General features: G+C 67.3%; 24 protein-coding genes and 1 pseudogene. 9 read left to right on the top strand and 16 right to left on the bottom strand.

What is annotated here, in order from left to right:
- The first annotated feature begins 28 nt into the window (after nt 1-28).
- Entirely contained in the window at nt 29-436 is a 408-nt protein-coding gene (locus tag WS70_RS28645; protein ID WP_059598587.1) for a cupin domain-containing protein, read from the top strand.
- 36 nt (nt 437-472) lie between these two features.
- A complete protein-coding gene (locus tag WS70_RS28640) occupies nt 473-1,075 on the top strand; it encodes a LysE family translocator (protein WP_059472745.1) in 603 nt (200 codons plus the stop codon).
- Nucleotides 1,076-1,238: 163 nt separating this feature from the next.
- Here the strand turns inward: WS70_RS28640 and WS70_RS28635 are convergent, their stop codons facing one another.
- Nucleotides 1,239-1,952 carry a methyltransferase domain-containing protein gene (locus WS70_RS28635; RefSeq protein WP_059598571.1) on the bottom strand — a complete coding sequence of 238 codons (714 nt, stop codon included), beginning with the start codon at nt 1,950-1,952 and terminating at the stop codon, nt 1,239-1,241.
- A 279-nt stretch (nt 1,953-2,231) separates the two neighbouring features.
- Here WS70_RS28635 and WS70_RS28625 point away from each other — a divergent pair, with 279 nt between their 5' ends.
- A complete protein-coding gene (locus WS70_RS28625) occupies nt 2,232-3,875 on the top strand; it encodes a DUF3459 domain-containing protein (RefSeq protein WP_059598572.1) in 1,644 nt (547 codons plus the stop codon).
- Between the two features lie 152 nt (nt 3,876-4,027).
- Here WS70_RS28625 and WS70_RS28620 read toward each other — a convergent pair whose 3' ends face one another.
- From WS70_RS28620 to WS70_RS28600, 5 genes are all read right to left on the bottom strand, one after another.
- Nucleotides 4,028-4,618 (bottom strand): thiamine phosphate synthase, encoded by a 591-nt coding sequence (locus WS70_RS28620; protein ID WP_059598573.1) that lies wholly within the window; start codon nt 4,616-4,618, stop codon nt 4,028-4,030.
- 46 nt (nt 4,619-4,664) lie between these two features.
- Nucleotides 4,665-6,005, bottom strand: a complete 1,341-nt coding sequence (locus tag WS70_RS28615) for a hemolysin family protein (protein WP_059472749.1) — start codon at nt 6,003-6,005, stop codon at nt 4,665-4,667.
- 91 nt (nt 6,006-6,096) lie between these two features.
- Nucleotides 6,097-6,876, bottom strand: a complete 780-nt coding sequence (locus tag WS70_RS28610; RefSeq protein ID WP_059472750.1) for a sensor histidine kinase — start codon at nt 6,874-6,876, stop codon at nt 6,097-6,099.
- Nucleotides 6,877-6,957: 81 nt separating this feature from the next.
- Complete coding sequence (locus WS70_RS28605; RefSeq protein WP_059598574.1) at nt 6,958-7,881, bottom strand: DMT family transporter; 924 nt, start codon at nt 7,879-7,881, stop codon at nt 6,958-6,960.
- Nucleotides 7,882-7,936: 55 nt separating this feature from the next.
- Nucleotides 7,937-8,812: a LysR family transcriptional regulator gene (locus tag WS70_RS28600; RefSeq protein ID WP_059598575.1), complete on the bottom strand. Its 876-nt coding sequence runs from the start codon at nt 8,810-8,812 to the stop codon at nt 7,937-7,939.
- Nucleotides 8,813-8,909: 97 nt separating this feature from the next.
- Here WS70_RS28600 and WS70_RS28595 point away from each other — a divergent pair, with 97 nt between their 5' ends.
- The 3 genes from WS70_RS28595 (at nt 8,910) to WS70_RS28585 (ending at nt 12,276) form a co-directional block, all read left to right on the top strand.
- Nucleotides 8,910-9,293 carry a tautomerase family protein gene (locus tag WS70_RS28595; RefSeq protein ID WP_059598576.1) on the top strand — a complete coding sequence of 128 codons (384 nt, stop codon included), beginning with the start codon at nt 8,910-8,912 and terminating at the stop codon, nt 9,291-9,293.
- A gap of 216 nt (nt 9,294-9,509) precedes the next feature.
- A complete protein-coding gene (locus tag WS70_RS28590) occupies nt 9,510-11,393 on the top strand; it encodes a CHAD domain-containing protein (RefSeq protein ID WP_059598577.1) in 1,884 nt (627 codons plus the stop codon).
- A 34-nt stretch (nt 11,394-11,427) separates the two neighbouring features.
- Nucleotides 11,428-12,276 (top strand): TOBE domain-containing protein, encoded by an 849-nt coding sequence (locus WS70_RS28585; RefSeq protein ID WP_059472755.1) that lies wholly within the window; start codon nt 11,428-11,430, stop codon nt 12,274-12,276.
- A 297-nt stretch (nt 12,277-12,573) separates the two neighbouring features.
- On the opposite strand, the gene WS70_RS28580 is transcribed toward WS70_RS28585, so the two are convergent.
- The 4 genes from WS70_RS28580 to WS70_RS28565 all read right to left on the bottom strand — a co-directional run bounded on the left by WS70_RS28580 (nt 12,574) and on the right by WS70_RS28565 (nt 15,693).
- The gene (locus WS70_RS28580) at nt 12,574-13,275 is read right to left on the bottom strand and encodes an ATP-binding cassette domain-containing protein (protein ID WP_059472756.1); all 702 of its coding nucleotides are present in this window, start codon (nt 13,273-13,275) and stop codon (nt 12,574-12,576) included.
- A gap of 1 nt (nt 13,276) precedes the next feature.
- Nucleotides 13,277-13,951, bottom strand: a complete 675-nt coding sequence (modB, locus tag WS70_RS28575) for a molybdate ABC transporter permease subunit (RefSeq protein WP_059598578.1) — start codon at nt 13,949-13,951, stop codon at nt 13,277-13,279.
- Between the two features lie 12 nt (nt 13,952-13,963).
- Nucleotides 13,964-14,764 carry a molybdate ABC transporter substrate-binding protein gene (gene modA / locus WS70_RS28570; RefSeq protein ID WP_059472758.1) on the bottom strand — a complete coding sequence of 267 codons (801 nt, stop codon included), beginning with the start codon at nt 14,762-14,764 and terminating at the stop codon, nt 13,964-13,966.
- A 233-nt stretch (nt 14,765-14,997) separates the two neighbouring features.
- Entirely contained in the window at nt 14,998-15,693 is a 696-nt protein-coding gene (locus tag WS70_RS28565; RefSeq protein WP_059472759.1) for a phosphatase PAP2 family protein, read from the bottom strand.
- A 250-nt stretch (nt 15,694-15,943) separates the two neighbouring features.
- Here WS70_RS28565 and WS70_RS28560 point away from each other — a divergent pair, with 250 nt between their 5' ends.
- Together WS70_RS28560 and WS70_RS28555 are read left to right on the top strand one after the other, a co-directional pair.
- Nucleotides 15,944-17,071: an extracellular catalytic domain type 1 short-chain-length polyhydroxyalkanoate depolymerase gene (locus WS70_RS28560; protein ID WP_059472760.1), complete on the top strand. Its 1,128-nt coding sequence runs from the start codon at nt 15,944-15,946 to the stop codon at nt 17,069-17,071.
- A gap of 97 nt (nt 17,072-17,168) precedes the next feature.
- Nucleotides 17,169-17,327 carry a DUF3563 family protein gene (locus WS70_RS28555; RefSeq protein ID WP_082716363.1) on the top strand — a complete coding sequence of 53 codons (159 nt, stop codon included), beginning with the start codon at nt 17,169-17,171 and terminating at the stop codon, nt 17,325-17,327.
- Nucleotides 17,328-17,447: 120 nt separating this feature from the next.
- Here WS70_RS28555 and WS70_RS28550 read toward each other — a convergent pair whose 3' ends face one another.
- From WS70_RS28550 to WS70_RS28525, 6 genes and pseudogenes are all read right to left on the bottom strand, one after another.
- Complete coding sequence (locus WS70_RS28550) at nt 17,448-17,867, bottom strand: organic hydroperoxide resistance protein (protein WP_059472761.1); 420 nt, start codon at nt 17,865-17,867, stop codon at nt 17,448-17,450.
- Nucleotides 17,868-18,154: 287 nt separating this feature from the next.
- Nucleotides 18,155-19,167: pseudogene (locus WS70_RS28545) on the bottom strand (IS110 family RNA-guided transposase).
- A 265-nt stretch (nt 19,168-19,432) separates the two neighbouring features.
- A complete protein-coding gene (locus WS70_RS28540) occupies nt 19,433-19,885 on the bottom strand; it encodes a MarR family winged helix-turn-helix transcriptional regulator (RefSeq protein WP_059472762.1) in 453 nt (150 codons plus the stop codon).
- Between the two features lie 435 nt (nt 19,886-20,320).
- Nucleotides 20,321-21,130, bottom strand: a complete 810-nt coding sequence (locus WS70_RS28535; RefSeq protein WP_059472763.1) for a BPSS1780 family membrane protein — start codon at nt 21,128-21,130, stop codon at nt 20,321-20,323.
- The gene (locus WS70_RS28530; RefSeq protein WP_059598579.1) at nt 21,121-22,116 is read right to left on the bottom strand and encodes a homoserine kinase; all 996 of its coding nucleotides are present in this window, start codon (nt 22,114-22,116) and stop codon (nt 21,121-21,123) included. The genes WS70_RS28535 and WS70_RS28530 overlap by 10 nt, the downstream gene beginning before the upstream one ends.
- Before the next feature lie 97 nt (nt 22,117-22,213).
- Nucleotides 22,214-22,612, bottom strand: coding sequence for a hypothetical protein (locus WS70_RS28525; RefSeq protein ID WP_059472765.1), 399 nt, complete (start codon nt 22,610-22,612; stop codon nt 22,214-22,216).
- A gap of 155 nt (nt 22,613-22,767) precedes the next feature.
- Here WS70_RS28525 and WS70_RS28520 point away from each other — a divergent pair, with 155 nt between their 5' ends.
- Entirely contained in the window at nt 22,768-24,294 is a 1,527-nt protein-coding gene (locus WS70_RS28520) for an AMP nucleosidase (RefSeq protein WP_059472766.1), read from the top strand.
- Nucleotides 24,295-25,067: the final 773 nt, after the last annotated feature.

Here is a 25,067-nt window from a genome sequence, read left to right as displayed (position 1 = left end):
ATCGAACGAGGAGGCAATCGTGGCCGGTTTGAATGAACGAGGTTTCGGCGCATGGGATTGGGTCGAGCGCGAAGTATTGACCGATCGGATCGAGCGGCAGGTCGTCTCGGGCGACGCGCTGATGATGGCGAAGCTGTTCCTGAAGAAAGGCGCGTTCGTCGGGACGCACTCGCATCCGAACGAGCAATTCACTTACATCCTGGAAGGGTGCCTGCTGTTCCGCTACGGCGTGCAACTCGAGCACGAGGCTGAGGTCGGGCCGGGCGAGATCCTGCACATTCCCGCGAACGTGCCGCACAACGCGCTGTGTCTCGAAGACGCAGTCGATCTAGACGTGTTCACGCCGCTGCGGGCCGACTGGCTCGCGCCGGGCGGCAATCGCTATTTCGCCGGCGCGTCGGCCGCGGCTTCGTCCGCGTCGGCGACCGAACGATGACGGCTACCAACGAGACCGACGAACCGAGGAGGCGCCGTGCTCATTCAGGATGCATTGCTCAAGATGTCGTTCTACGTGTCGCTCGTGCTGATCGTGCCGGGGCCGACGAACACGCTGCTGCTGTCGTCGGGCCTGAAGGTCGGCCTGCGCGGCACCTGGCGCCTCGTGATTGCGGAGGCGCTGGGCTATGTCGCCGCGATCTCGCTATGGGGATTCTTCCTGCTGTCGGTGGCGGCCAGCCGGCCGTGGCTCTTCGGCACGATCAAGCTGTTGAGCGCCGCATACATCCTGTGGCTCGCAGTCAAGATGTGGACGAAGAGCCGCGCGCTGCACGACCTGTCCGCAGGCCCGATCGGCTTCGGAGACCTGTTCGTCGCGACACTGATGAATCCGAAGGCGCTGCTGTTCGCGAGCACGATGTTCCCGCTCGAAGCGTTCAGGTCGCTCAGCTACTTCGGATGGGCGGTCGTCGCGTTCCTGGTCGTGCTGGCGCCGATCGGCGTCGGCTGGTCGAGTCTCGGCGGCCTGCTGACGTCGCAGCGTTCGTGGGCCGCGCATACGTCGACGTTCATGCGCTGTGCGTCGCTCGTGCTCGCGACGTTTTCGGGCTCGCTCGCGTATTCGGTGTTGGGGCATTGAGCGGACGCACGGTTCGTGTGCAGCGTCGAACGATCGTCGTCGACGGGGCGAGCGACGCAATCCACGTATGACGCGACGGGACGAGCGGGCGACGGACGAGTCGCGAGCATGCCTGATCGATCGATGCGCGGGTGCCGTCGTCTCTCCCGTCCCGCCCCACCGCTCACGCACCGTGCGTCGCGATCCACGCGCCCCAGAACAGGCTCGCGAAAAACCGCACCGGCTCGCGAAACCCGGCGGCGTCGAGCAGCGCAAGCACGGCGTCCTCGGACGCGGGCGGATCGGCGCCGCGCAGGATCGTCGCGAGCTTCTGCGCGACTTCGTCGGGCGATGCCCCGTGCATCCGCCAGCGCTGCGCCCATGCGCTCAGCAGCCGCGGATGCTCGGCGTAGCGGCGGTAGTTGCCTGCGACGACGAGCGGCGCGCCCGGCTTCAAGCGCCGCGCGATCGAGCCGAGCAGCGCGGCCTTCGGGTCGTCGCCGGGCACGTGATGCAGCACGCCGATCAACGTCGCGCCGTCGAAGCGCGCGTCGGGCGGCAGATCGTCGACATAGCCATGATGCATTCGCACGCGCGCGTCGAGGCCGGCCGCCGCGACGTTCGCGCGTGCGAGGTCGAGCATCGGCTGTGAAGGATCGACGGCGGTGAAGCGCCAGCCGGGCTCGAGGCCCGCGAGCGCGACGATCTCGCGCGCGGTGCCGCCCGCGCCCGCGACGAGGATCTGCGCGGCGCCGTCTTCCGCCGCGGCGGAAGACGCGAGCATGCACGCGGCGAGATCGTGACACGCGTCGTAGCCCGCGAGCGCGATTCGGCTTTGCGCCGCGTATTCCGCGGCGCGCGATGGGTCGAATTTTGCGGCGCCGGATGGCGTGGACATGGCGGTCGGACTCCTGATCAAATGCGCGGCCGGGGTGGCGTGCGAAACGAAGCAGGAGCGTAGACGGCGGCGCGAGCCGCAACAAGTCAAGCGTCGATCATGGTATCGCGACTACCGCTCTTTTTCAGGGTCACTCCACGTTTAAAGCCTGCTGCGACGCTCGCATCGCGGCCCGAATCGGCGCATACTGATTGCCCCTTCTTCGTCGGGCCACGCGTGTCATGCATGTGCGCCGCACACGGCGCATCGTCATGCCTCTGAACGCAGGAGGAGCGCATCATGTCCGAATGTCCTCACGATCCATATGCGCGGCACCATTCGCATTGCCTGCCGTTCGGCGCACAACCGTGCGGCGCGGCTGGTGCGACCACACGCACGCATTTCCGCGTCTGGGCGCCCGCGCATGCGACCGCCACGCTCGCGCTCGAAACCGCGGACGGCCCGCATGAACTGCCGATGGCGCCCGCTGGCGACGGCTGGTTCGAGACGTTTGCCGATTGCGGCGCCCATACGCGCTACCGGTACCGGCTCGATGATTCTCTGACGATTCCCGATCCTGCCTCGCGCTCGCAGCCGGAAGGCATCGAAGGGCCGAGCGAAGTGATCGATCCGCGCGCGTTCACGTGGCGCCATACGTTCTGGCGCGGCCGGCCGTGGGAGGAGATCGCGCTCTACGCGGTCCAGCCCGGCGCGGCGGGCGGCTACGACGGCGTGCGCCGCCGTCTGCCGCAGCTCGCGCGGCTCGGCGTGACGGCGCTCGAGCTGCTCGCGGCGCCGCAAGCGCGTGACGACAGCCTGCCGTTCGCGCCGATCGCCACTTACGGCGGCCCCGAGGCGCTGAAGCAACTGATCGACGACGCACATGGCTTCGGTCTCGCGGTACTGCTCGATCTCGATTACGCGCGCTTCGGCTGCGGCACCGACGAAATGCGGCGCTACGCACAGCCTTTCTTCCATACGCGCGACGATCCGCTGCAGGCGCCGCCGCTCGCGCTCGATCATCCGCAGGTCTGCGAGTTTTTCTGCGACAACGCGCTGTACTGGCTCGAAGAATATCGATGCGACGGGCTGCGAATCCGCGAGGCGGATCGCATCGACAGCACGTGGCTGTGCGAGATCGCCGACCGCGTGCATGCGGCGATGCCGACCGATCGGATCGTGCATCTGGTGCTCGGCAGCGAGCGGCATCCGTCACATCTCGCCGATACGCATTTCGACGCGCAATGGAACGGCAGCGGCGAGCGCGCGCTGTACCGGCTGACGGGCCGCCGTGACCGCGCGCGCGGTGACGGCGTGTCGACTCATCAGTCGATTCACGCGCTCGCGCGCGCATTGACTGCGGACGGCGCGGTGTTCCAGCGCGCGCAGCCGATCGGCGACGGCGGGATGGCCGACGTTGGGCTACCGCTCACATCGCTCGTGCTGTCCGACGGTGTCGTGCGCGATGCGCGCGAGGCGGATCTCGCGGCGCTCGCGCTGTCGTTGCTGACACCGCAGATTCCGCTGATCTTCGACGAAGCTGCGGGCGACCCGTCGCGACGCCACTTCCTGCAGTCGGCGCTCGCGGTGCGCGCGAAGCTGATCGCGCCGCGCCTCCCCGACGTGCAGCCACGCACCGCAGACATGCTGCGCACGGCCGACGGCGTCGAAGCCGATGCGCTAGTCGCCGCGTGGCGGCTCGGCGACGGAGAGACGCTCAGCATCGCGCTGAATCTGTCGCCGCAGCCGGTGCCGTTCTACGGCGCGCCGGACGGGATGATCGTGTTCGAGACACCGGGCCGCGCGAGAGATCGCGTCGACGGCGGCGAACTGCCGGCATATGCGCTCGTCGCGTGGCTGACGGGTGACGTCAATCAGTACGCGCTAACGCACGATGCGCGTCGCTACGCGGATGTCGCGCCGCGACCGTTGGGCAGCGTTTGAGCGGGCGAAAGCGCTCGGGGGGGCGTCGCGTCGGCCGAGCCGGCGGCGCCTGCGCCGTTTCGTCCGATCAGGATGGCTGAACGAACGCGGGCCGAAGACGGCGTGCGCGTGACGAGGTGACAGGCGCGTGGCGCCCGTTGCTGGATCGTCTCCTACCAGAGCCCTCGAATGCTGGCGATGCCGTGCGCGCGATGCGCGCGCGCCGTCGCCAGATGCTCGCGCGTCATCCCGCCGAGCGCGTAGACGGGCATGCGCGCTTGCGCCGCGTATTCGGCGAAGCGGCGCCAGCCGAGCGTCGGCGCGCCGGGGTGCGTGAGCGTCGGCAGGACCGGGGAGAGCGTCGCGAAATCCGCGCCGATGCGCTCCGCGTGCCGTAGCTCGTCGAGCGAGTGGCACGCGGCCGATAGCAGGTAGTCCGAAGAGATGGGGCGCGCGCTCGCGTTTCGCAGCGCCGCGCTGCCGAGATGCACGCCGCTTGCGCCGAGCGCGAGCACTGCATCGGCATCGATCGGCCCGTTGACGATCAGGTGCGCGCGTTGCGCGCGGCATCGTGCGATCGCGTCGGCGGCGAGCGCCGCGTACGCGGCGGCATCGAGCGACTTCACGCGCAATTGGACAAGTGTGAGCCCCGTCGCGAGCGCGGCCGACAGCCGGTCGAGAAACGCCGCGAGGTCCGCGTCGGAACCGGAGGCCGGCTCCGGCGTGATCAGGTAGTACGGCGGCAGTGCGAGGACATCGGTCATTTCGCCATCCTACGCAGCCGCAGCCGCACTTTCGCGCGCCGCCCGCTCATTCGTCCGCCTCCTTGAACGCCTTCGGATACACGCGCACGAGCACGATCCGCGGCCCGATCATCTTCTTCACGACGACGTCGAAGCGATCGAACGACACGCGTTGGCCTTCGGTCGGCAGGTCGTTGAGCGCCTGGATCACGAGGCCGCCGACCGATTCCGCACGACCCTCGTCGATGTCGATCCCGAGCGCCTGTTCGAGCGACACGACCGGCAGGCTGCCCTTGCCGATCAGCGTGCCGTCGTCGAGGCGGCTCCAGTCCGAATCGCCCTGACGGAACTCGTCGTGGATCTGGCCGACGAGCGCGCCGAGCAGGTTGTCGAGCGTCAGGTAGCCAATCGGCTTCTCGCCTTTCTTGCCGACGAGCGCGAAGTGCGGCGCGCCCTTGCGAAAGCGGCGGAACAGGTCGAGCGCGGGCGTGTCGGGCTTCACGTACTGTACCGGGCGCATGTAGTCGGACAAGTCGGCTAGCGACGCGCCCGCGTGCCGCGCGAGCAGCAGATCCTTCAGGTGGATGAGGCCGTTCACGCGCTCGCGCGACTTGTCGTCGAAGAGCGGGTAGCGGCTGAAGCGGTGGCGTGCGACGACTTCCATGTTGTCCGCGAGCGGCACGTCGCGGCGCAGGCCGACCATCTCGTGCGCGGGCCGCATCAGGTCCGATACGGTCATCGACGAGAAATCGAGCGAATGCGCGAGCGTGTTCCATTCGTCGGTGCTGTACGTGTCCTTCGACGCCTTCGCCGCGCCGGCCGTGTTTCGACGGCTGCGCAAGATCAGCTTCAGCTCGTCGGTCGAGTAGTGCGCGTCGCCGCCGTGATCGGCGGACAGCCCCGCGAGCCGCAGCACCGCGTTCGCGCTCGAGTTGAGCACCCAGATCGCCGGATACATCGCCCAGTAGAACGCGTAGAGCGGAATCGCGACCCATAGGCCGGTCTTCTCGGCCTGGCGGATCGCCATCGATTTCGGTGCGAGCTCGCCGACGACGATGTGCAGGAACGAGATCATCGAAAACGCGAACACGAGCGAGATCAGATGCACGAGCCGTTCCGACTCGACGCCGACGAACGCGAGGATCGGCGACAGCAACGCGGCGAACGCCGGCTCGCCTATCCAGCCGAGGCCGAGCGAGGCGAGCGTGATGCCGAGCTGGCAGGCGGACAGATACGCGTCGAGCCGCGCATGGACGATCCGCAGGATGCGCCCGCGCAGGCCGTGCTGGCGGGCGAGAGACTTGACGCGCGTCGCACGCAGTTTGACGAGACCGAATTCGGCGGCGACGAAAAAGCCGTTGAGGGCCACGAGGAACAACGCGCCGACGAGCGCGAAGATCTGTATCAACGAAGGAACTCCGGAAATGAACGAAGCGACAGTATAAGGTTGGAAAGGAAAGCGTAATGTATCGCGGCGTGATCGTGATGCGCGCGGCCGATCACGCGCGGGCGGCGGGAATCGTCAGCGTGAGCGTAGCCGGCGCGCCGTCCGCGAGCGGGCCTTGCGCGAACCTGCCGCCGTGCGCGCGCGCGACGCGCTGCGCGAGTGCGAACACCGACGCCGGACGTTCGCCCTGGCGTTCGGCGAGCGCATCGCGCCGTGTGAACATTTCGAATACGTGCGGCAGCGCCGCGTCGGTCAGCGCCGACGGCCGCGCGTGGAGCGTCACGTCGAAGCGCGTCGCGTCGGTCGCGGCGTCGCAGCGGAGCGCGACTTCGCTGCCGGGCGCGCTTGCTTCGATCGCGAACGTCAGCATCGACCACAACGCCTGCGCGACGCGCTCGCGGTCGCAATCGAGCGAAGCGCCGGGCTGCGCGAGCGGCGCGATCGTCACGCCCGTGCCGCGCGCGTCGCCGAGCGCGGCGCGTGCGAGCGCCGCGCATTCGTCGACGAGCGGCGCGAGCGCGACGCCGGCGCGTGCGATCGGGAGCGTGCGCGTCTCGGCGCGCGGCGCGTCGACGACCGTTTCCAGCAAGCTCGTCTGTTGCTCGATCCCGATCCGGATGCCGGCGAGCGCGCGTTGCAGGATGTCGTCGCCGGGCGCGAGCCGGCGCTCGAGCACGTATGCCCAGCTGTGCATCGCGTTGAGCGGGCTGCGCAGGTCGTGCGACGCGACGGACAGCGCGTGGTCGCGGACGAACAGCGCCACCTCGGCGGCGAAGCGCGCGGCGCGTTCGCGCAGCAGCGTGGCGGCCGGATCGGCGGCGGACGGAGTCACAGTGTTTCCCTTGCGTGAAATCGAGATGACGGGCGAATCGACATTATAGGGAGCGGACGCGCGCGCGGCGCCCGGCGCGCGTCAAGCGGGGAGCGCGTCGTTGTCGTCGGCGCGCCGTGTCTGGCCCGGCAGAAGCTGGCAGACGAGAAGCCCCGCGAGCATCAGCGTGCAGCCCATCAATGCGCGCAGCGACAGCGTCTCGCCGAGCGCGGCCCAGCCCGCGATCGCGGCGAACACGCCTTCCATGCTGAAGATCACGGCCGCGTGCGCGGGCGCGGCGTTGCGTTGCGCGACGACCTGCAGCGTGTAGCCGACACCGACCGACAGCAGCCCGCCATACAGCAGCGTCGGCAGCGCGCGCACGATCGACGTGCCGCCAACGGGCTCGATCGCGAGCCCGAGCGCGAGACACAGCGCGCCGCAGACGACGAACTGCATGAACGACAGCACGAGCGGATCGTGCCGGCGCACGAGATGGCCGACCGCGATCACGTGCACGGCGATCACGATCGCGCCCGCAAGCTGGAACCAGTCGCCGTGCAGCATCGAGAAGTGCTCGTCGACGCTGAGGAAATACAGGCCGATCGCCGCGAGGAGCGCGCCGAGCCACGTGCCCGTTCCGGTGCGATGCCGGAAGAACACGCCGATGATCGGCACGAGCACGACGTAAAGCGAACTGATGAAGCCCGCGTTCGCGACCTTCGTGTATTGCAGGCCGATCTGCTGCATCGAGATCGACACCGCGAGCAGCGCGCCCAGCACGAGCCCCGGCAGCAGCAGCGTGCGGTCGCGCGCGATCGCCGCGCAGTGCGCGCGCGCCGCGCCGTTCAGGCGCAACAGCGGCACGAGCACCGCCGCGCCGAGCAGGAAGCGCAGCCCGGTGAACAGGAACGGGCCGATCACGGCGAGGCTCAGTCGCTGCGCGACGAACGCGGACCCCCAGATCGCAGCGGCGGCGAGCATCAGTAGATTGGCGCGGAGGTGTTGGCGGGCGTCGTGATTCATGCGGTGGTGGAAAAGCAGACGAAAGGCGGTAAATCGGCAGACGAAACCTAACAGTCTACTCGCGTCCGGCCGACTGCGCCGGCCCCGCCAGGCTGTCGGCGAAGCGCCGCAACGTGTCCTTCGAGCGCACGTCGCGCACCCGCGAATACAGCGCGACCTGCGAGTCCGGCAGCGCCGGCAGCCCGAGGCGCGCGCCGACGTCGACGAGCGAGCGCGGCGCGACGCGCCGGGCGAGCGGACACACCGCAAGGCCCGCGGCGGCGGCGGCGACGACGGCCGCGACACCGCCGCCCGTGAAGCGTTCGCGCCACGGCACGCCGGCGCGATCGAGCGCGCGCAGCGCGGCCGCGCGCACGCCGCACGGGCCGGCCAGCACCGCGAGCGGCAGCGGCTCGCCCGTGCGCGGTGTCCAGCCGGGCGCGGCGAGCCACGCGAGCGGCTCGGTGAAAAGCAGCGTCGCGTCGTCGCGCGGTGGGTCTTCGCCAGGTTCGTGGCGGACGAACGCCGCGTCGAGGCGCCGCTCGTCATATTGCACGAGCAACCCGGCGGACATCCCGACGTGCATCTCGAGCGCGAGCCCCGGGTCGTGCCGGTTGAGGCCGGTGAGGACGGCCGGCAGATCGGGCACCGCGACGTGCTCGCTGACGCCGATCGACAGCCGGCGCTGCTCGGACGACAGCGCGGCGAGCGCGCGCTCGTGCGCGTCGAGCAGGTCGCGCGCGGCAGGCAGGAACGCGGCGCCGACGGCTGCGAGCGTCACGCGCCGCGGCGTGCGTTCGAGCAGCGGCTTGCCGAGCTGCGCTTCGAGCCGCTTGAGCTTGAGGCTGACGGCCGATTGCGTGGTGCCGAGCGCGTCGGCGGCGCGCGTGAAGCTTGCCAGGTCGGCGACGAGGACGAACGCGCGGACGGCATCGAGGTCGAGCAGTTTCATTTCAAATGAAAATAGATGAAATATTGATTGATATCTATTCATTATAGATGTCGAGACCTAAGCTGCATGCGTGTCCCAACCCACGAGGAGAAACACGATGCCGTTCACCCGTATCGCATTGCGCGAAAGCAAGTCCGCCGAATACCGCCGGGCGTTGTCGGAGGGCGTTCATCGCGCGCTGCAGCGTGCGTTCGACGTGCCAGCCGACGATATTTTCATGACCGTGACCGAGCACAGCGCCGATAATTTCTTCTACGGCCGCGACTATCTCGGCATCGAGCGCAGCGACGATCTGGTGATGATCCAGATCACCGCGAACGACACGCGCACGCTCGAGCAGAAGCGCGAGCTGTATCGACTGATCGCCGACCATCTCGCCGAACGTCCGGGTGTGCGTCGCGAGGACGTGTTCATCAGCCTCGTCGAGGTGCTGAAGGAGGATTGGTCGTTCGGCAACGGCGTCGCGCAGTACATGAGCTGAAACTCGACGCAGCGAAGCCGGTCGGACGGCTGACGGCCGATAAGCCGACATGAAAAGCCGAAACGCGGCGCGCCCGCGCGTAGACGATTCACTTCGTCCGCGCGCGGCGTTCCGCCTCACAAGTTGTAAATGAGGCTGTCTACTATAGGGAACGTCGGAGTCCGTCGACGAGCGTGGGACGCGCAGCGGACAGGCCCGACCATCGCCGGAGCTTCCATGGCGCGTGTTCTGGAAATCGTGTTGGATTTTCCGCTGCAGGGCTGGCAAGCCGAACGCGGGTCGCGGGCGCGCACGTCGCGCGGCGCGGCGCGCGACTTCGGCGTGGAGCTTGCGCGGGCATGGCGGATCTGTCCGCCGGTGAAAATGCGTCGCGGGCACGAGCGCGTGACGATTGAGCCGTGCCGGTTCGTCGAAGCGGAGCCCGACGACGGCGGCCGCTGGCAGACCTGGATCGAGACGAGCGGGCAGGCGCGGCGGGTGCTTGCGGCGCGTAGCCATCCGTTCGTGCCGGGCGTCACGGTGCGCGAGCGCTTCGACGACTACCGCGGCGATGTGCGTATAGCATCGCAGGCGTCGGGGGCGGCAGCCGCATCGCCGGCAGCGGCGGAGGCCGCGCAGGGAAGCACGCCGCCGCCCGATTCGCCGGCGGCGGTGCGAGCGGCGCCGCCGCCGCGGGGCCGGGCGTCGAAAGCTGCTTCCGGACGCTCGTCGAAGCATGCGTCGACGAGCGCGTCTCCGCTGCCGGGCGAACCCGGCGCAAAGGGCGGGGCTCGATCTTCCGAAACCGGTCCCGCCGCGTCCGGAGATTCGATCGCCGATTCCGCTTCGATCGTCGGCGCCGCCGTTTCCGGCGCGGCTTCCGCCGATTCGCAATCTGCCGATCAATGGGCGCACGGCTTCGTCGCCGATCGCCGTCGCGGACGGTGGCTGGACGCCGACGGCATCGAAGTCGAACTGACGCTCGACGACATCACGTTCGCGCCGGCGGCCGCCGCCGCGTCTTCCACCGCTACCCAAGCCGCGCCGTTGCGCGTCTGCGAATTGCGTCTCGCTGTCGCCGACGCGGACGATCCCGATGCGCGCGCCGCCGCGTTGCGCGCGCTCTTCAGCGCGGCCCGCGAGCTGAGCGGCGCGTGGCCGGCATCGCTGTCGCTGACGAGCGTCCTCGACCGCGCGTGCACGGGCGAAGCACCGGACGCGCTTGCCGCGCCGGTGAAGGCGCAGTCGGTCGATTTGTCGAAGACGCGTACGCAGCGTGCGGCATTCTTCGCGCTCGGCTGCGGCGTGACCGGGCACTGGCTCGGCAACGAAGCCGGCGTGCGCGACGCGGGCGATCCGGAATACGTCCATCAGATGCGCGTTGCGCTGCGCCGGCTGCGCACGCTCGCACGGCTGTTCCCGCGTTATGCCGACGTCGCGTGGAAGGACGCGTTCTCCGGCGATCTCCGCTGGCTCGCCGGGATGCTCGGCACGGTGCGCGACTGGGACGTCTGCGTGACGTCGACGCTACCCGATCTTGCCGCCGCGGACGGCGACGAGGCCGCGTGGGCCGGCACGCTCGATGCCGCACGCGCGCAAGGCGACGCGGCGCGCGCCGAGTTGCGGCAGGCGCTCGGCACCGCGCGCTATGCGCAGCTCGTGTTCGCATGGCTCGAATGGCTGAGCCTGCTTCCGCTGACGCACGACGATCCGGCGCGCGGCAAGGCGCCGTCGCTCAAGCGACACGCGGCGAAGCGCGTGAGCCGGCTGTTCGGCCATCTGTACGGCTCGGGACGGCTGACGACGCTCGACGCGGCCGCGCGTCACCGCGTGCGGATCGACGCGAAGCGATTGCGCTACGCATTGGAATTCTTCTCGTCGCTTGCGTCGCGCCGCACGCGCGAGAGGACGGTGCGGCTGCTCGCGCGCGTGCAGAACGCGCTCGGCGATGCGAACGACGCGGCTGTCGCGCTGCGCTGTCTCGAGCGGCTGTCCGCACCGCCGTATCAGCTCGGCTTCGCGCGCGGCTACGGCGCGGCGGCGCAGCGCTATGCGGCGGAGGCGGCCGAGCAGATGCTGCGCGGGATGCGGCCGCCGAAGATCGGCGGCAGGAAGGCGTGACTATAATGGCTCCCCGTCTTGCTTCGCTGCGTCGATGACCGCCGATTCGTCCTCTCCCCGTTCCGACGCGCCCGCCGCACACGAGCCGCTCGCACTGCGCGGCGAACTGTGGCTGAATGCGGGCGCCCAGACGCTCGGCGGCGCGACGCGCATCGCGCTGCTCGCCGCGATCGGCGAGACTGGCTCGATCACGCGCGCGGCGAAGGCGGTCGGCCTCAGCTACAAGGGCGCATGGGATGCGATCGACACGATGAACAACCTCGCGGGCGAGCCGCTCGTGTTGCGTTTGACGGGCGGCAAGGGCGGCGGCGGCACGACGCTCACGCCGCGCGCGACGGCGCTGATCGCGGCGTTTCGCGCGATCGAGCGCGAGCATCGGCGCTTCATCGACGCGGCGAGCGCAGCCGTCGAAGGCTTTGCGGTCAATTGGGAACTCATCGGGAGAATAGGCATGAAGACGAGCGCACGCAATCAGCTGTTCGGCAAGGTTCTGTTGGTCAAGCACGGCGCGGTGAACGACGAAGTGGTGCTCGCGTTGCCGGGCGACCACACGATCACCGCGGTGGTCACGCACGAGAGCACCGAGGCGCTCGGGCTCACGCCGGGCGTCGACGCATGCGCGCTCGTGAAGGCGTCGTGGATCGTGCTCGCGGTCGACGACGGCGCGCCGCTCAAGCTGTCGGCGCGCAATCAGCTACCTGGCGTCGTCGAGACGGTCACGCGCGGCGCGGTGAACAGCGAAGTGCTGCTCGCGCTCGACGGCGGCATGACGCTCGCGGCGATCGTGACGAACGATAGCGTCGATGCGCTCGGGCTCGCGAAGGGCGTGAGCGCGGTGGCGGCGTTCAAGGCGTCGAGCGTGATTCTGGCGGTCAACGGCTGATGCGGCGGCCGTGTTCGCCGGGCGGTATTCGGTGACGCGAGCGAGGGCGGAACGAAGCCGGCTCGAAGCCGGCGTTTTTGCGTCTGTCCGTTCGCCGAAGAAACGAGCGCGCGGCCGTATGCCGTCTCGTGGAGAGGCGTTAAGAACCGCGTCGAACGGAGTGGAATGGCCGAACATGTCGAAAGATTTGCGCGGTTCCCGGCGGACGATCGCCAAGCTGCCGTATCGCGCGACGCATCGACATCGAAATCGCATCCCGGCAAGCACCGGCCGCGCAAACGACGCGAGCCGATCTCGTCACCGAATGCTCGTCGCCCATTCGGCGATTGGCGCCTCGGGCAGCACGCGCCCTTCCTGAAGCTGCACGACCTGATCGCCGAACGCGGCGACATCGTCCGGATCGTGCGTGATCAGCACCATCGGAATGTCGAGCCGCATCTGCAGATCGGTCAGTTCGCTGCGCATCCGCTGGCGCATCGCGACGTCGAGTGCCGAGAACGGCTCGTCGAGCAGCAGGATCCGCGGTTGCGCGATCAGCGCGCGCGCGAGCGCGACGCGCTGCTTCTGTCCGCCCGACAGCTGCGCCGGATAATGCCCGGCGAGCGCCTCGAGTTCGAACGCGCGCAGCCAGTATGCGGCTTCGACCGGCAGCGCCTTCGCGCGCGGATTGCGCCAGCCGCGCTTCAGGCCGAACGCGAGGTTTTGCCGGACGTTCAGATGCGGAAAGAGCGCGTAGTCCTGGAACAGATACGCGACACGGCGCGCCTGCGTCGGCATGTCGATGCCGCGTGCTTCGTCGAACAGCGTGTCGCCGCCGAGCGAGATCGTGCCGCAATCGGGCGCGAGCAGTCCGGCAATCGCCTGCAGCGTGAGACTCTTGCCGGCGCCCGACGGCCCGAACAGCACGATGCGCTGCGCGGCCGACGCAAACGACACGTCGAGCGTGAAATGCCGTTCGGGCGTGACGAGCGTCTTGCGGATGTCGACGACGAGGCTCATCTCATCGCGCTCCGACGAGCGCGCGCTGCGGCACGAGCCGCCCCGCGGCGAGGAGGATCAGCACGCAGGTCACCGACGTGACGAGCACGAGGAAGTTCGCGGTCGTGTCGTCGCCCGCCTGCACGGCCGCGTAGACGGCGACGGACAGTGTTTGCGTGCGTCCGGGCAGGTTGCCCGCGATCATCAGCGTCGCGCCGAATTCGCCGAGCGCGCGCGCGAATGCGAGCAGCGCGCCCGCGAGAATGCCCCGCGCGGCGAGCGGCAGCGTCACGCGAAAGAAAATCCCGGCTTCGCTGACGCCGAGCGTGCGCGCCGCGCGCTCGAGCTGCGGATCGACCGCTTCGAACGCGGCGCGCGCGGATTTCAGGATCAGCGGAAACGCGACGACCATCGACGCGATCACCGCGCCTTGCCACGTGAACACGAGCTGGATGTCGAGTTCGTCGAGCCACGCGCCGAACACGCCGCGCCGGCCGAGCAGCACGAGCAGGTAGTAGCCGAGCACCGTCGGCGGCAGCACGAGCGGCAGCGTCAGCAGCGAATCGATCACGTCGCGCGCGCCCGAGCGCCAACGCGCGAGCGCATAGCCCGTCGCGACGCCGAGCACGAGATCGAGCGCCGTCGCCCAGCCGGCGACCTTCAGTGACAGCAGCAGCGGAACCCAGGCGTCGTGCATCGCGTATCCCGATCAGTTCGCGGCGTTCGCGGCCGGCTTGAAGCCGTACTTCGCGAGCACCGCCTGGCCCGCTGGCGACAGCACGAAGGAGACGAAGCCTCGTGCGGCGCCCGCGTGCCGGCTGTCCTTGACGACGGCGATCGGATAGGTGATCGGCGTTTGCGTCGGGACGGTCAGCGCGACCTTCACGCGCTCGGGCATCACGGCCGCATCGGTGCCGAACACGAAGCCCGCGTCGACTTCGCCGCGCGCGACGTAGTCGAGGCTCTGACGCACGTTCGCGGCGAGCACGCCCTTCGCGCTTACGTCGTTCCACACGCCGGCCGCCTTCAGCGCGCCCTCGGTGTAGCGGCCGACGGGCACCGACGCCGGATCGCCGAACGCGACGCGCTTCACGGCGGGCGCCGCCAGATCGCGCAGCGAGCCGAAGGTCGCGCGGCTGTCGGTGGACACGATCAGTACCAGCGAGTTCTCGGCGAAGTCGCGGCGCGTGCCGTCGGCGATCACGCGCTCGGCGACCGCGCGATTCATCGCCTTCTGGTCGGCCGACGCGAACACGTCGGCCGGCGCGCCCTTCGCGATCTGCTGCATCAGCACGTCGGACGCGCCGAAGTTGAACAGGATCTTCGTGCCCGGATGCTGCTTCTCGTAGGCGTCGCCGACTGCCTTGAACGCATTGGTCAGGCTCGCCGCGGCCGATACGACGAGTTCGTCGGCGGCATGTGCGGCCGGAGCGGCGAAGCCGGCCGCGAGCGCGGACAGCGTCGCGAGACGCAGGAACAATCGGCGGGCGGAACGGACGGGAGCGGACATGGCGGGAAACAATGACGTGGAGGAAAACCGTAATCGTAATATAGGCGAGGTTATAACGCCCCGGGTTTTCGTACTGTGTTGGTGCTGCATGACGCCGCAGCGCGCGAAGGGCGGCTTAGGACGGCGGGAAGCGGGACAATTGGGCAGCGGAACAGCGGAACAGCGGAACAGCGGAACAGCGGAACAGCGGAACAGCAGGATCGCGGAAACGCTCGGCGGCTTCCCGGCCTGCTTTACGCGCGGACCGCCGTCGGCATGCCGAGCGTCTGTTGCTGGGCCGGTCGCGACGCGGGCCGGTAGTTCGGATTCGCTTTCCAGCGCGCCCGCACATACGGACGCTCGTGGCCGGAAAGCTGCAGCGCGACCGCGGTGACCCAGCGATGCGACGGCACGGTGACTCCGTGCAGCGCGATCGTGACGGCCACGAGGCTCGTCGCGACGGCGGGCGCCGACCAGCGGTGCGGCATCGCATGCCACGAGCCGGCGATGAACGACAGCGCGGCGACGGCGCCGATGATGCAGCCCGTGACCGCCTCGGACGGCGAATGCGCGTCGAGCGCGACGCGCGACAGCCCGACGGCGATGCCCGCCGCGAGCCCGACCACGATACCGGCGATGCGCACCGCCGGTTTCGCACGAGCGAGCGCCAGGAACATCGCGACCGGATAGACTGATGTCGACAGCATCGCATGACCGCTGAAGCCCGTGAAATCCCACGCGCGCACGCCGATGCCCCAGCCGAGGAACGCGATTTTCGTGAGCGCGACGATACCGATCGCGACGCCCAGCACGGCGAGCCATGCGGCGGCGCGGCGAAGCGAATAGCCGAGCGCGAGCCAGACGGCGATCGTGATGGCGAGGGGCAGGGTCAGGCCGGCACCGCCTAGGGCGGTGATCGAGATCCACAGACGGGGCGGCAAATCGAACATCGGGGGCTGCGGGCAGGTACGGGAAATGCGGGATACTTGCTTAACGCATGAGCCGTCAATAGCGACTACAACGAAGACAAGCGCGAGCGCCCAGTATACAGGTCGTCGTGGGCCGTGCTCCGATCGGAGGCCGGTGGGGAACTATCGGGTGTCGGGATAAATCCCAGAAACAGTGTTATTGTGCATTGCACAAACCAAAATGATTGCGCCCATTGCGGCGTCCCTAATTTCTGACTGCGAGCCCCGACCGATGACCAAAAGTCTGACGAAACTCTGGCTGGGCGGCGTGAAACGCATGCTGCACATGCCGAACTCGCGGACGTCGAAGTCCGCTCTGAAGGCTGCCCAAAAGATGGCGACCGACTGGCCGTTCGCCGGACCGATTGCCGCTGCCGTCGCAGCGCCCGCTGAACCGGCGCCGCCTGTCGCGCGCGAGTCCCGTGTCCGGCCGCGCGCGGCCGCATGGGCGGACGGCGAATGGACTCGCGCCGATCACCCGCTGCCGCCCGCATTCGGGCGCTTCGTCAAGCATCTCGAATACGGCCTGTACGTACCGTCCGGAGCGGACGCGGAAGGCCTGCCGCTCGTCGTGATGCTGCACGGCTGCAAGCAGGACATGGATCAGTTCGCGCAAGGCACGCGGATGAACCTGCTCGCCGATCGATACGGCTTCGCGGTGCTCTATCCGGAGCAATCGCTCAACGCGCATGCACACGGCTGCTGGCATTGGTACGACGACACCGCGCACGGTGGGCGCGGCGAAGCGCAGGCGGTCGCCGTGCTCGTCGACGCGCTCGTTGCCGAACGCGGCTTCGATGCGTCGCGTGTCTATGCGGCCGGCATGTCGGCGGGCGCGGGGCTCGTGTCGCTGCTCTCGCTGCATTTCCCGCAGCGTTTTGCGGCCGTGGCGCTCCATTCGGGACCCGCGTTCGGCGACGCTCACTCCGGGATCACCGCGATGGACGTGATGCGCCGCGGCCTGCACCGCAATCCTGCCGTCGTCGTCGACGCGCTCGTGGAGCCGGGCGCGCATCCGGGGATGCCGGCCCTCATCATGCATGGCGACGATGACCGCGTCGTCGCACCGAAGAATGCGGACGAGCTCGCGGTCCAGTTTCTGCGGCTGAACGGCCTCGCCGACACCGAAGGCGAACCGACGGGCGTCAAGCGCTTCGAGGCGCGCGCGGCCGACGTGCACACGATCGACTACCGGTGCGACGGTGAATCCGTCGTGCGCCTCTGCCGGGTTCAAGGCCTCGCGCACGCGTGGTCGGGCGGCGACGACAGCGTGCCGTTCCACTCGGCGACCGGTCCGGACGCGAGCGAGCTGATCTGGTCGTTTTTTGCGTCGCGCGCGAGGGCGGTTGTCGCGTCGTAACGACGCACGCTTCGAAAGCGGTTGGCTCGAGGTCAGGGTTTTCCCTATAATACGGGTAAATACCTAAGATAAAACCCTTGGATTGGAGTGACCGATCATGTACTTGCTGAGCCGCCTGTTCCTGTTCCTGACGAAGTCGCCCGAGCAACGCGCGAAGGAACGCGCCGATGCGTATCTTTCCGCCGCATCCGATCTGTACGACCTCGAATTCCGCATGCGCAAGCTCGACCGCGAAGCCGCGCTCGATCGCTCGTGATTCCGCGTTAAGCGCGTATTAAATTTATACGCATAAAGTTGTCAAACTGAAGAGGGCGCGCCGGCTCGATGACCGGCGTGCCCTCTTTGTCTTTTCGGCGCTCGCCCGCCGCGCGCAGCGTTACGCGACGACGAGGCGCACCGCGACGTTGTTGCGAGTCGCGTTCGAGTATGGACACACCTGGTGCGCGCGATCGACGAGCGCCTTTGCTGCCGCTGCGTCGAGACCGGGCAGCGCGACGCGCAGCTCGACGTCGAGCGCAAACCCACCTTCCTCGTTCGGGCCGATGCCCACTTCGGCTGTAACGGTCGTGTCGGCGGGCAGCGTCTGCTTGTTTTGGCCTGCGACATACTTCATCGCGCTCAGGAAGCATGCCGAGTAACCGGCGGCGAAGAGTTGCTCGGGATTCGTGCCTTCGGCGCCCGCGCCGCCGAGTTCGCGCGGCGCGGCAAGCTTCACGTCGAGCTTCTGGTCATGGGTCGTCGCGCGGCCGTCGCGGCCGCCGGTGCTGGTTGCCGCCGTCTTGTACAGAATGTTCATGCTGCCTATATGAACGCGTCCCGTTTGCAACAGTTTTCGTGTGGTCAGACTTGACAGGATGGGCTGCAGCTCTATATTCGGCCTTGTTGCAGCCGATACTGCCCGCTGCGGACCCCTATGAAATACGCTGACTCGCACCTCATTCTCCTGGCGAGCTCGAAGCTCTACACGGCATGCAGGTTTAGCGAGTCCCGGTCCTACCTGGCTTGTCATCACACTCGATTACTGCGCAACCTTTCGACGTTCACCCTGTGTTAAGCGTTGAACTTCTACCTCGCGTGAGCCGTTCAAGCCGGCTTCACGCTTACGTAGTCCTTCCGGTACGGCCTGTCATGGGCGAGCACCGCCCAGATCGTCCGTGCCATCTTGTTCGCCAGCGCGACGATCACCATATTCGTCGGTCGCCGCTTCTTCATCTGCTCGATCCACGGGTCGGGCTGCTTCGCATTCGCCACCACGCTGCGCGCGCCGTGAATCAGCAGCGTGCGCAGATACGTGTCGCCTCTCTTGCTGATGCCGTGCAGGTTCACCTTGCCGCCCGAGCCGGTCTGCTTTGGCGCCAACCCGACCCACGCGGCAAACTCGCGACCGGACTTGAACGCCTTCGGATCGCCCATCATCGCGACTGCTGCCGTGGAGGTCAGCAACCCCACACCGGAGATCTCGCTGATCGCTTTCACGGCCTTGTCCTCCTTCTCCCATTCGCGCATCCGGCGTTCGATCTCGGCAACCTGCTCGTCGAGCTTTGCCAACCCGTTCCACTGCTCGCGCAGCGTATCGATCAGTGCCGCTGGCAGGCGCTCCGCAATTCGGCCAAGTGCCGCTGGTATCTCCTTGTCCAGTGCTGCTCGCCCCTTGCTCGTCACTTCGCCGTATTCCGTCAGCAGGCCACGCAGTCCGTTGATCTGCATCGTGCGGAACTTCACAAGCTGCTCGCGCATCCGGTGCAGCGCCAACATGGCCTGCTGCATTTCGGTTTTCACCGCGACCGGCTTGCCTGGCTGCTACACCGCCAGCCAGATCGCCCGCGCGTCTGCCGCATCGTTCTTGTTGCGGATGTTGAACGCCTTCACGAACTCGGCTGGCATCAGCCTGACCTCATGACCCATCCTCGTCAGAGTTGCCGGGCCCAGTGGTGCGCACCGCCGCACGCTTCCATCCCGATCAGGCACGGCGCACGGTTCGCGAAGTGCTCGAGAAACTCGGCCCGCTTGATCGGCCGGTTCACGATCTCTCCGCTTGTCTGATCGACGTAATGCACCTGGAAAACCTGCTTGGCGATGTCCACGCCCACGGCCATACCGTTCCTCGTGGATCCTCCGGTTGCCGGGAAATGCGCGCATTTCCCACCTGGGCACTTCGATGGCGTTGGCCCGTGAGGATCCTCCTGCCTCTGCTCTCACGTTCACGGGGGGGGGCGCGCTCATTTCAATTCTCCTACTTCGTGAGGGGAAAGGGCCCGGCGAATTGCGAAGCGCGGGCCACGACAGAAATATATCTAACTAATTATTAGTGTGCAAATTAAATTTTCGGGGTACGATCCGACGGTGACGAACGCGTGTCGATCAGGCGTCGCTGGCGTCCGAGAGCGCTTGTCGCAGCCGCGTGAGATCCTCGCGCAGGCGGATCAGGAAATCGGGCGTCTGTCGCATCGCGCAAAACAGCTCGGCAGGCACGGAGCGGGCCTTCTGCTTCAGCGCGGCGCCTTCGGTGGTGAGCCGCGCGTGGACGATCCGCTCGTCATTCGTGTCACGCACCCGTTCGATGTAACCGAGCGCTTCCAGGCGCTTCAGGAGCGGCGTGACCGTGGCCGGATCGAGGCTGAGCCGCGCGGCGATGTCCTTGACCGCCATGTCGTCGGATTCCCATAGCACGAGCATCGCGAGGTACTGCGGATAGGTGAGCGCGAGCTTGTCGAGCAGCGGCTTGTACGCCTTCGTCATCGCGAGCGACGTCGAATAGAGCGCGAAGCAGAGCTGGTCGTCGAGCGTGAGCGGGAAGGTCGGCGAGTCGTTCATGGCGAGATTTTCTGTAATGTGCAAAAAATTAGAGTCCTAATGATTTTGCGCCTGATCGTGCCGGTTGGCGAGAGGTGCTGGGTGGTCAAAAGGGGGATGGATCGATCGACGGCGGCAAGGGGCCGAGTTTGGCAGCGAGGCCAATGGAGCGAAGTTGCCGCGGGTTGGGCGTGGATTCGACGAAATGTGCAAGAGGCGCAGCGTCGAAAACCCGAGCGAGCGTCGTTCGGCTACGTCGCGTGTCACATCGGCAACATGGCGCCGGATGCCCGCATCCGAGCGGGCATTAATATCGGCTTGAGCGCCGCGTCATCGGCGCTTTTTCCGTCAAAGCACCCGCCGCGGCCTCAGCGTCGACTCCGCCCGACGCACTGACGCACGCGATGCATGCTCGGCCGCGCCGCCGCGCCGCCGCGCCGTCTCCGTCCGCGTTGCCTACCGAGCAGAATCCGGAAGATTCGGCGCGCCCGGCTCCTGCACGCCGTAGCAGCCGCGATAGGTCGCGTAGAACGAGCAATAGAGCATTGCGGTGATAATGATCGATGCTGGCATCATCACCGTGAGTGCGTACGCGCCCGCGCCGAGCGCTTGCATCAGCGCGGCGAGCCCGAACGACACGCCGAGCGCGACCGCGAACCACAACAGCCCGTAGATCGTGAACGCGCCCTTGTTGCGCCAGCAGCTCACGACGCTGAAGAACAGCGCCTTCACGGGCGGAATGTCGTGCCACGCGGTGAGCACCGGCGCGAACCAGAACATCATTGCGACCGGCATGTACAGCGCGGCCGCGATCAGCACCGCAATGGCGACGCCCGGCGACGCGAGCGCTTCGGGTTCGAGGTTCTCGGCACCGAGGCCGAACATGATCTTCAGCAGCATGCCGCCGTCGCCGAGCGCCGAGCACGCGAACACGAGCGCCATCGACACGATGTAGATCCCGCCGAGCGCGAAGAGCCGCTGCGTGACGACGGGGCCGTACGAGCGAAAGCCATCGATCAGGATCGTCGGCAGCACCTGCTTGCCTGCGATCGTGTCGCGGCACGCCGCCATGAAGCCGACCGCGATGCCGGGAATGAACAACAGCGGCAGCGCCGCGCCGATTACCGGCACGAGCGATACCAGCATCATCGCGAGCAGGTACGTGAAGAACAGCGTGACGAACGCGAGCGGATTCCGCCGGAACAGCCAAATGCCCTGGCGGAACCACACGTAGCCGGTCTTGGCGGGAACTTCGATCAGTTGCATGCGTGGGTCTCGGGGAGCGTGCCCGCGTGCGCGATGCGTTCGCGCAGGATGCGTTCGAAATGGCCCGGGTCGTGCGGCTTGAGCATCTGCGCGGCGCGGGGGAGGTGGAAATCATACAGGCGCGACACCCAGAAGCGGTACGCGCCTGCGCGCAGCATGTCGCCCCAGTGGCGCCGCTCGCCTGCCGTGAACGGGCGCACCGTCTGATACGCGCGCAGCAGCGCGTCGGCGCGCACGGCGTCGAGCACGCCCGTCGCGAGATCGACGCACCAGTCGTTGACCGTCACCGCGACGTCGAACAGCCATTTGTCGCAGCCGGCGAAGTAGAAATCGAAGAAGCCGCCGAGCCGCACCGTATGCCCGGTGCCCCGATCCGCTTGCGCGAACAGTGCGTTGTCGCGGAACAGGTCGCAATGGCATGGGCCTTCCGGCAGCGCCGCATAGTCGTCGGATGCGAAGAGCGCGGCCTGGTATGCGAGCTCGCTTTCCAGCAGCGCGCGCTGCTCGCCGGTGATGAACGGCGCAATCGCGGGCACCGTCTCGCGCCACCACGGCAGGCTGCGCAGGTTCGGCTGATACCGCGGATAGTCGCGGCCCGCGAGGTGCAGGCGCGCGAGCATCTGGCCGACTTCGACGCAGTGCTCGGCGCGCGGCGCGAGCTCCGCCGCGCCCTCGAGCTTCGTGACGATCGCGGCCGGCTTGCCGTGCAGCTCGCCGAACAGCGTGCCGTCGTCGCGCGCGACGGGCGCGGGCACGGGCACGCCGTGCTTCGCGAGATGGCTCATCAAGTCGACGTAGAACGGCAGTTGCCCGGCCGTCAGGTTCTCGAAGATCGTGAGCACGTATTCGCCGCGCGTGGTCGTCAGGAAGAAGTTGCTGTTCTCGATGCCGGACGGGATGCCGCGGAACGCGACAACGTCGCCGAGATCGTAGTGGCGCATCCAGAGTGCGAGGTCAGCGTCGGAAACTGCGGTGAAAACGGCCATGCAAGAGACGTTGGTTCGGGTTGGCGTGCCGGCGGCGCGCCGGTGTCGCGAAAAGGGCGGAAGAGGGGCCGGCGCCGCGTGGCGCCGGCGGGCGTCGTCAATAGCGCAGGTTGACAGACGGCAGGCGGGTGACCGGCACGCCGGCGTCGTGCGGACGCGGCGACGTGTCGGGCGACGCGCTCATCTGATAGCGGGTGCCGAAGTTCGATTTCACGTTGATCTCGACCGGCTTGCCGCGATCGCGGTATTCGGTGACCTCGGTGCCGTTCTTGCTTTTTTCGTGAAAGCTCGGCGTGCGCTTCACGTCGTTGAAATCGACCTTCGACGTCACTTCGGCGCCGGGGCGGTTGATCTTCGTGAGATCGGGCAGCCCGGCTGCCTCGTTGGCCGCGGCCTGGGCCTTCGCGTCGGCTGCCGCCTGGGCGGCATCGGCGGCGTAGGCGGGGCCGCCGAGAGCGAGTGCCGTCATGGCGGCGGCAAAAAGGAGCGGCTTCATCGTGTTTCTCCCAGTGAACCATTCGATTTTAGCAAATACCGGCGTCTTGACGGTGCCGTCCGTCGACACGCGGGCGGCCTTGCCGTCGCGATGGGCATCGGCCGCGCAAGCGGGTTCCGTGGTAATGTCGAAACGATCTGACGAGGCACCGCTACATGAAGAACGATCCCAACCGCCGTTCCCGGATGCATACGCCGGACAGTCCGTCCGTCGACGCGTTCGACGACCCGATCGCCGCCGTCGCGCGGCTCTCCGAGATCTACGAAACGAATACCGCGTTCCTGCGCGACGCGTTCGCGCGCTATCGCCGCAACGACACGTTCGACGAGCGCGTGCGCGCGTGCTATCCGTTCGTGCGCATCCGCACCGACGTCAACACGCATGTCGATTCGCGCCGCTCGTATGGCTTCGTCGCCGGTCCGGGCGTGTTCGAGACGACCGTCACGCGCCCCGACCTGTTCGCGTATTACTACCGCGAGCAATTGCGCCTGCTCGCGAAGAACCATCACGTCCGGATCGAAGTGGGCGTCTCGGCGCAGCCGATCCCGGTTCACTTCGCGTTTTCCGAAGGGATCCACCTCGAAGGCGATCTCGATCGCGATCGCCTCGTCGCGATGCGCGACGTGTTCGATACGCCGGATCTCGCGTACCTCGACGACCGGATCGTCAACGGCACATACGAACCCGCGCCGGGCGAGCCGCATCCGCTCGCGCTCTTTACCGCGGCTCGCGTCGATTTCTCGTTGCATCGGCTGCGCCACTACACGGCGACGCTGCCGACGCATTTTCAGAACTACGTGCTCTATACGAACTACCAGTTCTATATCGACGAATTCGTGAAGCTCGGCCGCACGATGATGTCGGCGAGCGACGATCCCGAGGTGCGTGCGTATCGCAGTGAATACACGGCGTTCGTCGAGCCGGGCGACGTGGTCACGTACAACGCGAACCTCGGCGATGCGTCGACGGAAGGCACGCCGCCGCCGCGCGCGCCGCAGATGCCCGCGTATCACCTGAAGCGCGCGGACGGCAGCGGGATCACGATGGTCAACATCGGCGTCGGACCGTCGAACGCAAAGACGATCACCGATCACATCGCGGTGCTGCGTCCGCATGCGTGGGTGATGCTCGGCCACTGCGCGGGGCTGCGCAACACGCAGCGTCTCGGCGACTACGTGCTCGCGCATGGCTATGTCCGCGAGGATCACGTGCTCGACGCGGATCTGCCGCTGTGGGTGCCGATCCCGGCATTGGCCGAAGTGCAGGTCGCGCTCGAGCGCGCGGTCGCGCAAGTCACGCAGCTCGAAGGCGTCGAGCTGAAGCGCGTGATGCGTACGGGCACCGTCGCGAGCGTCGACAATCGCAACTGGGAACTGCGCGACCATCGCGAACCGGTGCTGCGGCTGTCGCAGAGCCGCGCGATCGCGCTCGACATGGAAAGCGCGACGATCGCCGCGAACGGCTTCCGCTTCCGCGTGCCTTACGGGACGCTGCTGTGCGTGTCGGACAAGCCGCTGCACGGCGAGTTGAAGCTGCCCGGAATGGCGGACCAGTTTTATCGCGGGCAGGTCGATCAGCATCTGCAGATCGGCGTGAAGGCGATGGAGATCCTGCGCACGAACGGCCTAGACCGGCTGCATAGCCGCAAGCTGCGCAGCTTTGCGGAAGTGGCGTTTCAGTGACAACCCCCTGACTGTACAAGGCTCCCCAGCTGGTTCGGGGGGGGGCCTTCTTGTCTAACATCAGCGTCAGTGTCTAACTTGCGCGCTTCAATGGGACTGGCCGGGCGCGTTCCACTTCGCGCGACTTCATGTAGTGCGCCGTCATACTCTGGCTTATCGCGAGCGCAGCCTGCAGTCTCCTTTGGAGAGCAGGTTGCAAGTTCGCATGTCGATCCTTGGATCGATCTTGTTCGCGCTGACGTGCAGGCGATGGATTACGCCTTTGAGTATGTCCCGTTTCCGTCTGCGGGCATCGGTGCGGTGTGCGCTCGCGACGCACGATGCGGCCGCATTGGCTGTAGCGGCGCGTCGGCGCGAAAAACACGAAAAAGAGAATCGAATACGAAGCAGAGAATCGCGGCCTACGGGCCGCTCTTGCCACTGGTGCTGAACGGCTGCGCATCGCCGTCCGAACTGCACGGCAACCGATCGCGACGATCTGGCCAGCGTTTCCGGTGCCGCCAGTGTGGGTACATATTATGCTGGTTCTGCGCCTTCGAAAACCTGAGCGGCCGCGCCTTCAAAAATTGAGATTGAATTTCCGCTTTCGACTCCGATAAAGTAGTTGTATGAACTAATTACAATTCCATTTTTCCCGGTGTTTTCTATGACAACTCCGCGAAGGATATTGAGCAGCATATCAATATGTCCGCGTGGAAACGGTGGGGAGTTGGCGGTCCTGCCTCTTATGGTGGAATTTATCGATTCTTGAGGGTTTGCCTCGATGTAAATCC

The organism is Burkholderia mayonis (assembly GCF_001523745.2).
Classification (GTDB): Bacteria; Pseudomonadota; Gammaproteobacteria; order Burkholderiales; family Burkholderiaceae; genus Burkholderia; species Burkholderia mayonis.
The sequence above is the reverse complement of the archived record's forward strand: the minus strand, read 5'-3'. Positions and strand labels throughout refer to the sequence as shown.

Coding starts and splice junctions, on each gene's coding strand:
- WS70_RS28635 (WP_059598571.1), bottom strand. CDS start 1,952: ATGTCCACGCCATCCGGCGCCGCAAAATTCGACCCATCGCGCGCCGCG.
- WS70_RS28625 (WP_059598572.1), top strand. CDS start 2,232: ATGTCCGAATGTCCTCACGATCCATATGCGCGGCACCATTCGCATTGC.
- WS70_RS28620 (WP_059598573.1), bottom strand. CDS start 4,618: ATGACCGATGTCCTCGCACTGCCGCCGTACTACCTGATCACGCCGGAG.
- WS70_RS28605 (WP_059598574.1), bottom strand. CDS start 7,881: ATGAATCACGACGCCCGCCAACACCTCCGCGCCAATCTACTGATGCTC.
- WS70_RS28600 (WP_059598575.1), bottom strand. CDS start 8,812: ATGAAACTGCTCGACCTCGATGCCGTCCGCGCGTTCGTCCTCGTCGCC.
- WS70_RS28595 (WP_059598576.1), top strand. CDS start 8,910: ATGCCGTTCACCCGTATCGCATTGCGCGAAAGCAAGTCCGCCGAATAC.
- WS70_RS28590 (WP_059598577.1), top strand. CDS start 9,510: ATGGCGCGTGTTCTGGAAATCGTGTTGGATTTTCCGCTGCAGGGCTGG.
- WS70_RS28585 (WP_059472755.1), top strand. CDS start 11,428: ATGACCGCCGATTCGTCCTCTCCCCGTTCCGACGCGCCCGCCGCACAC.
- WS70_RS28580 (WP_059472756.1), bottom strand. CDS start 13,275: ATGAGCCTCGTCGTCGACATCCGCAAGACGCTCGTCACGCCCGAACGG.
- modB (WP_059598578.1), bottom strand. CDS start 13,951: ATGCACGACGCCTGGGTTCCGCTGCTGCTGTCACTGAAGGTCGCCGGC.
- modA (WP_059472758.1), bottom strand. CDS start 14,764: ATGTCCGCTCCCGTCCGTTCCGCCCGCCGATTGTTCCTGCGTCTCGCG.
- WS70_RS28565 (WP_059472759.1), bottom strand. CDS start 15,693: ATGTTCGATTTGCCGCCCCGTCTGTGGATCTCGATCACCGCCCTAGGC.
- WS70_RS28560 (WP_059472760.1), top strand. CDS start 15,944: ATGACCAAAAGTCTGACGAAACTCTGGCTGGGCGGCGTGAAACGCATG.
- WS70_RS28555 (WP_082716363.1), top strand. CDS start 17,169: ATGTACTTGCTGAGCCGCCTGTTCCTGTTCCTGACGAAGTCGCCCGAG.
- WS70_RS28550 (WP_059472761.1), bottom strand. CDS start 17,867: ATGAACATTCTGTACAAGACGGCGGCAACCAGCACCGGCGGCCGCGAC.
- WS70_RS28540 (WP_059472762.1), bottom strand. CDS start 19,885: ATGAACGACTCGCCGACCTTCCCGCTCACGCTCGACGACCAGCTCTGC.
- WS70_RS28535 (WP_059472763.1), bottom strand. CDS start 21,130: ATGCAACTGATCGAAGTTCCCGCCAAGACCGGCTACGTGTGGTTCCGC.
- WS70_RS28530 (WP_059598579.1), bottom strand. CDS start 22,116: ATGGCCGTTTTCACCGCAGTTTCCGACGCTGACCTCGCACTCTGGATG.
- WS70_RS28525 (WP_059472765.1), bottom strand. CDS start 22,612: ATGAAGCCGCTCCTTTTTGCCGCCGCCATGACGGCACTCGCTCTCGGC.
- WS70_RS28520 (WP_059472766.1), top strand. CDS start 22,768: ATGAAGAACGATCCCAACCGCCGTTCCCGGATGCATACGCCGGACAGT.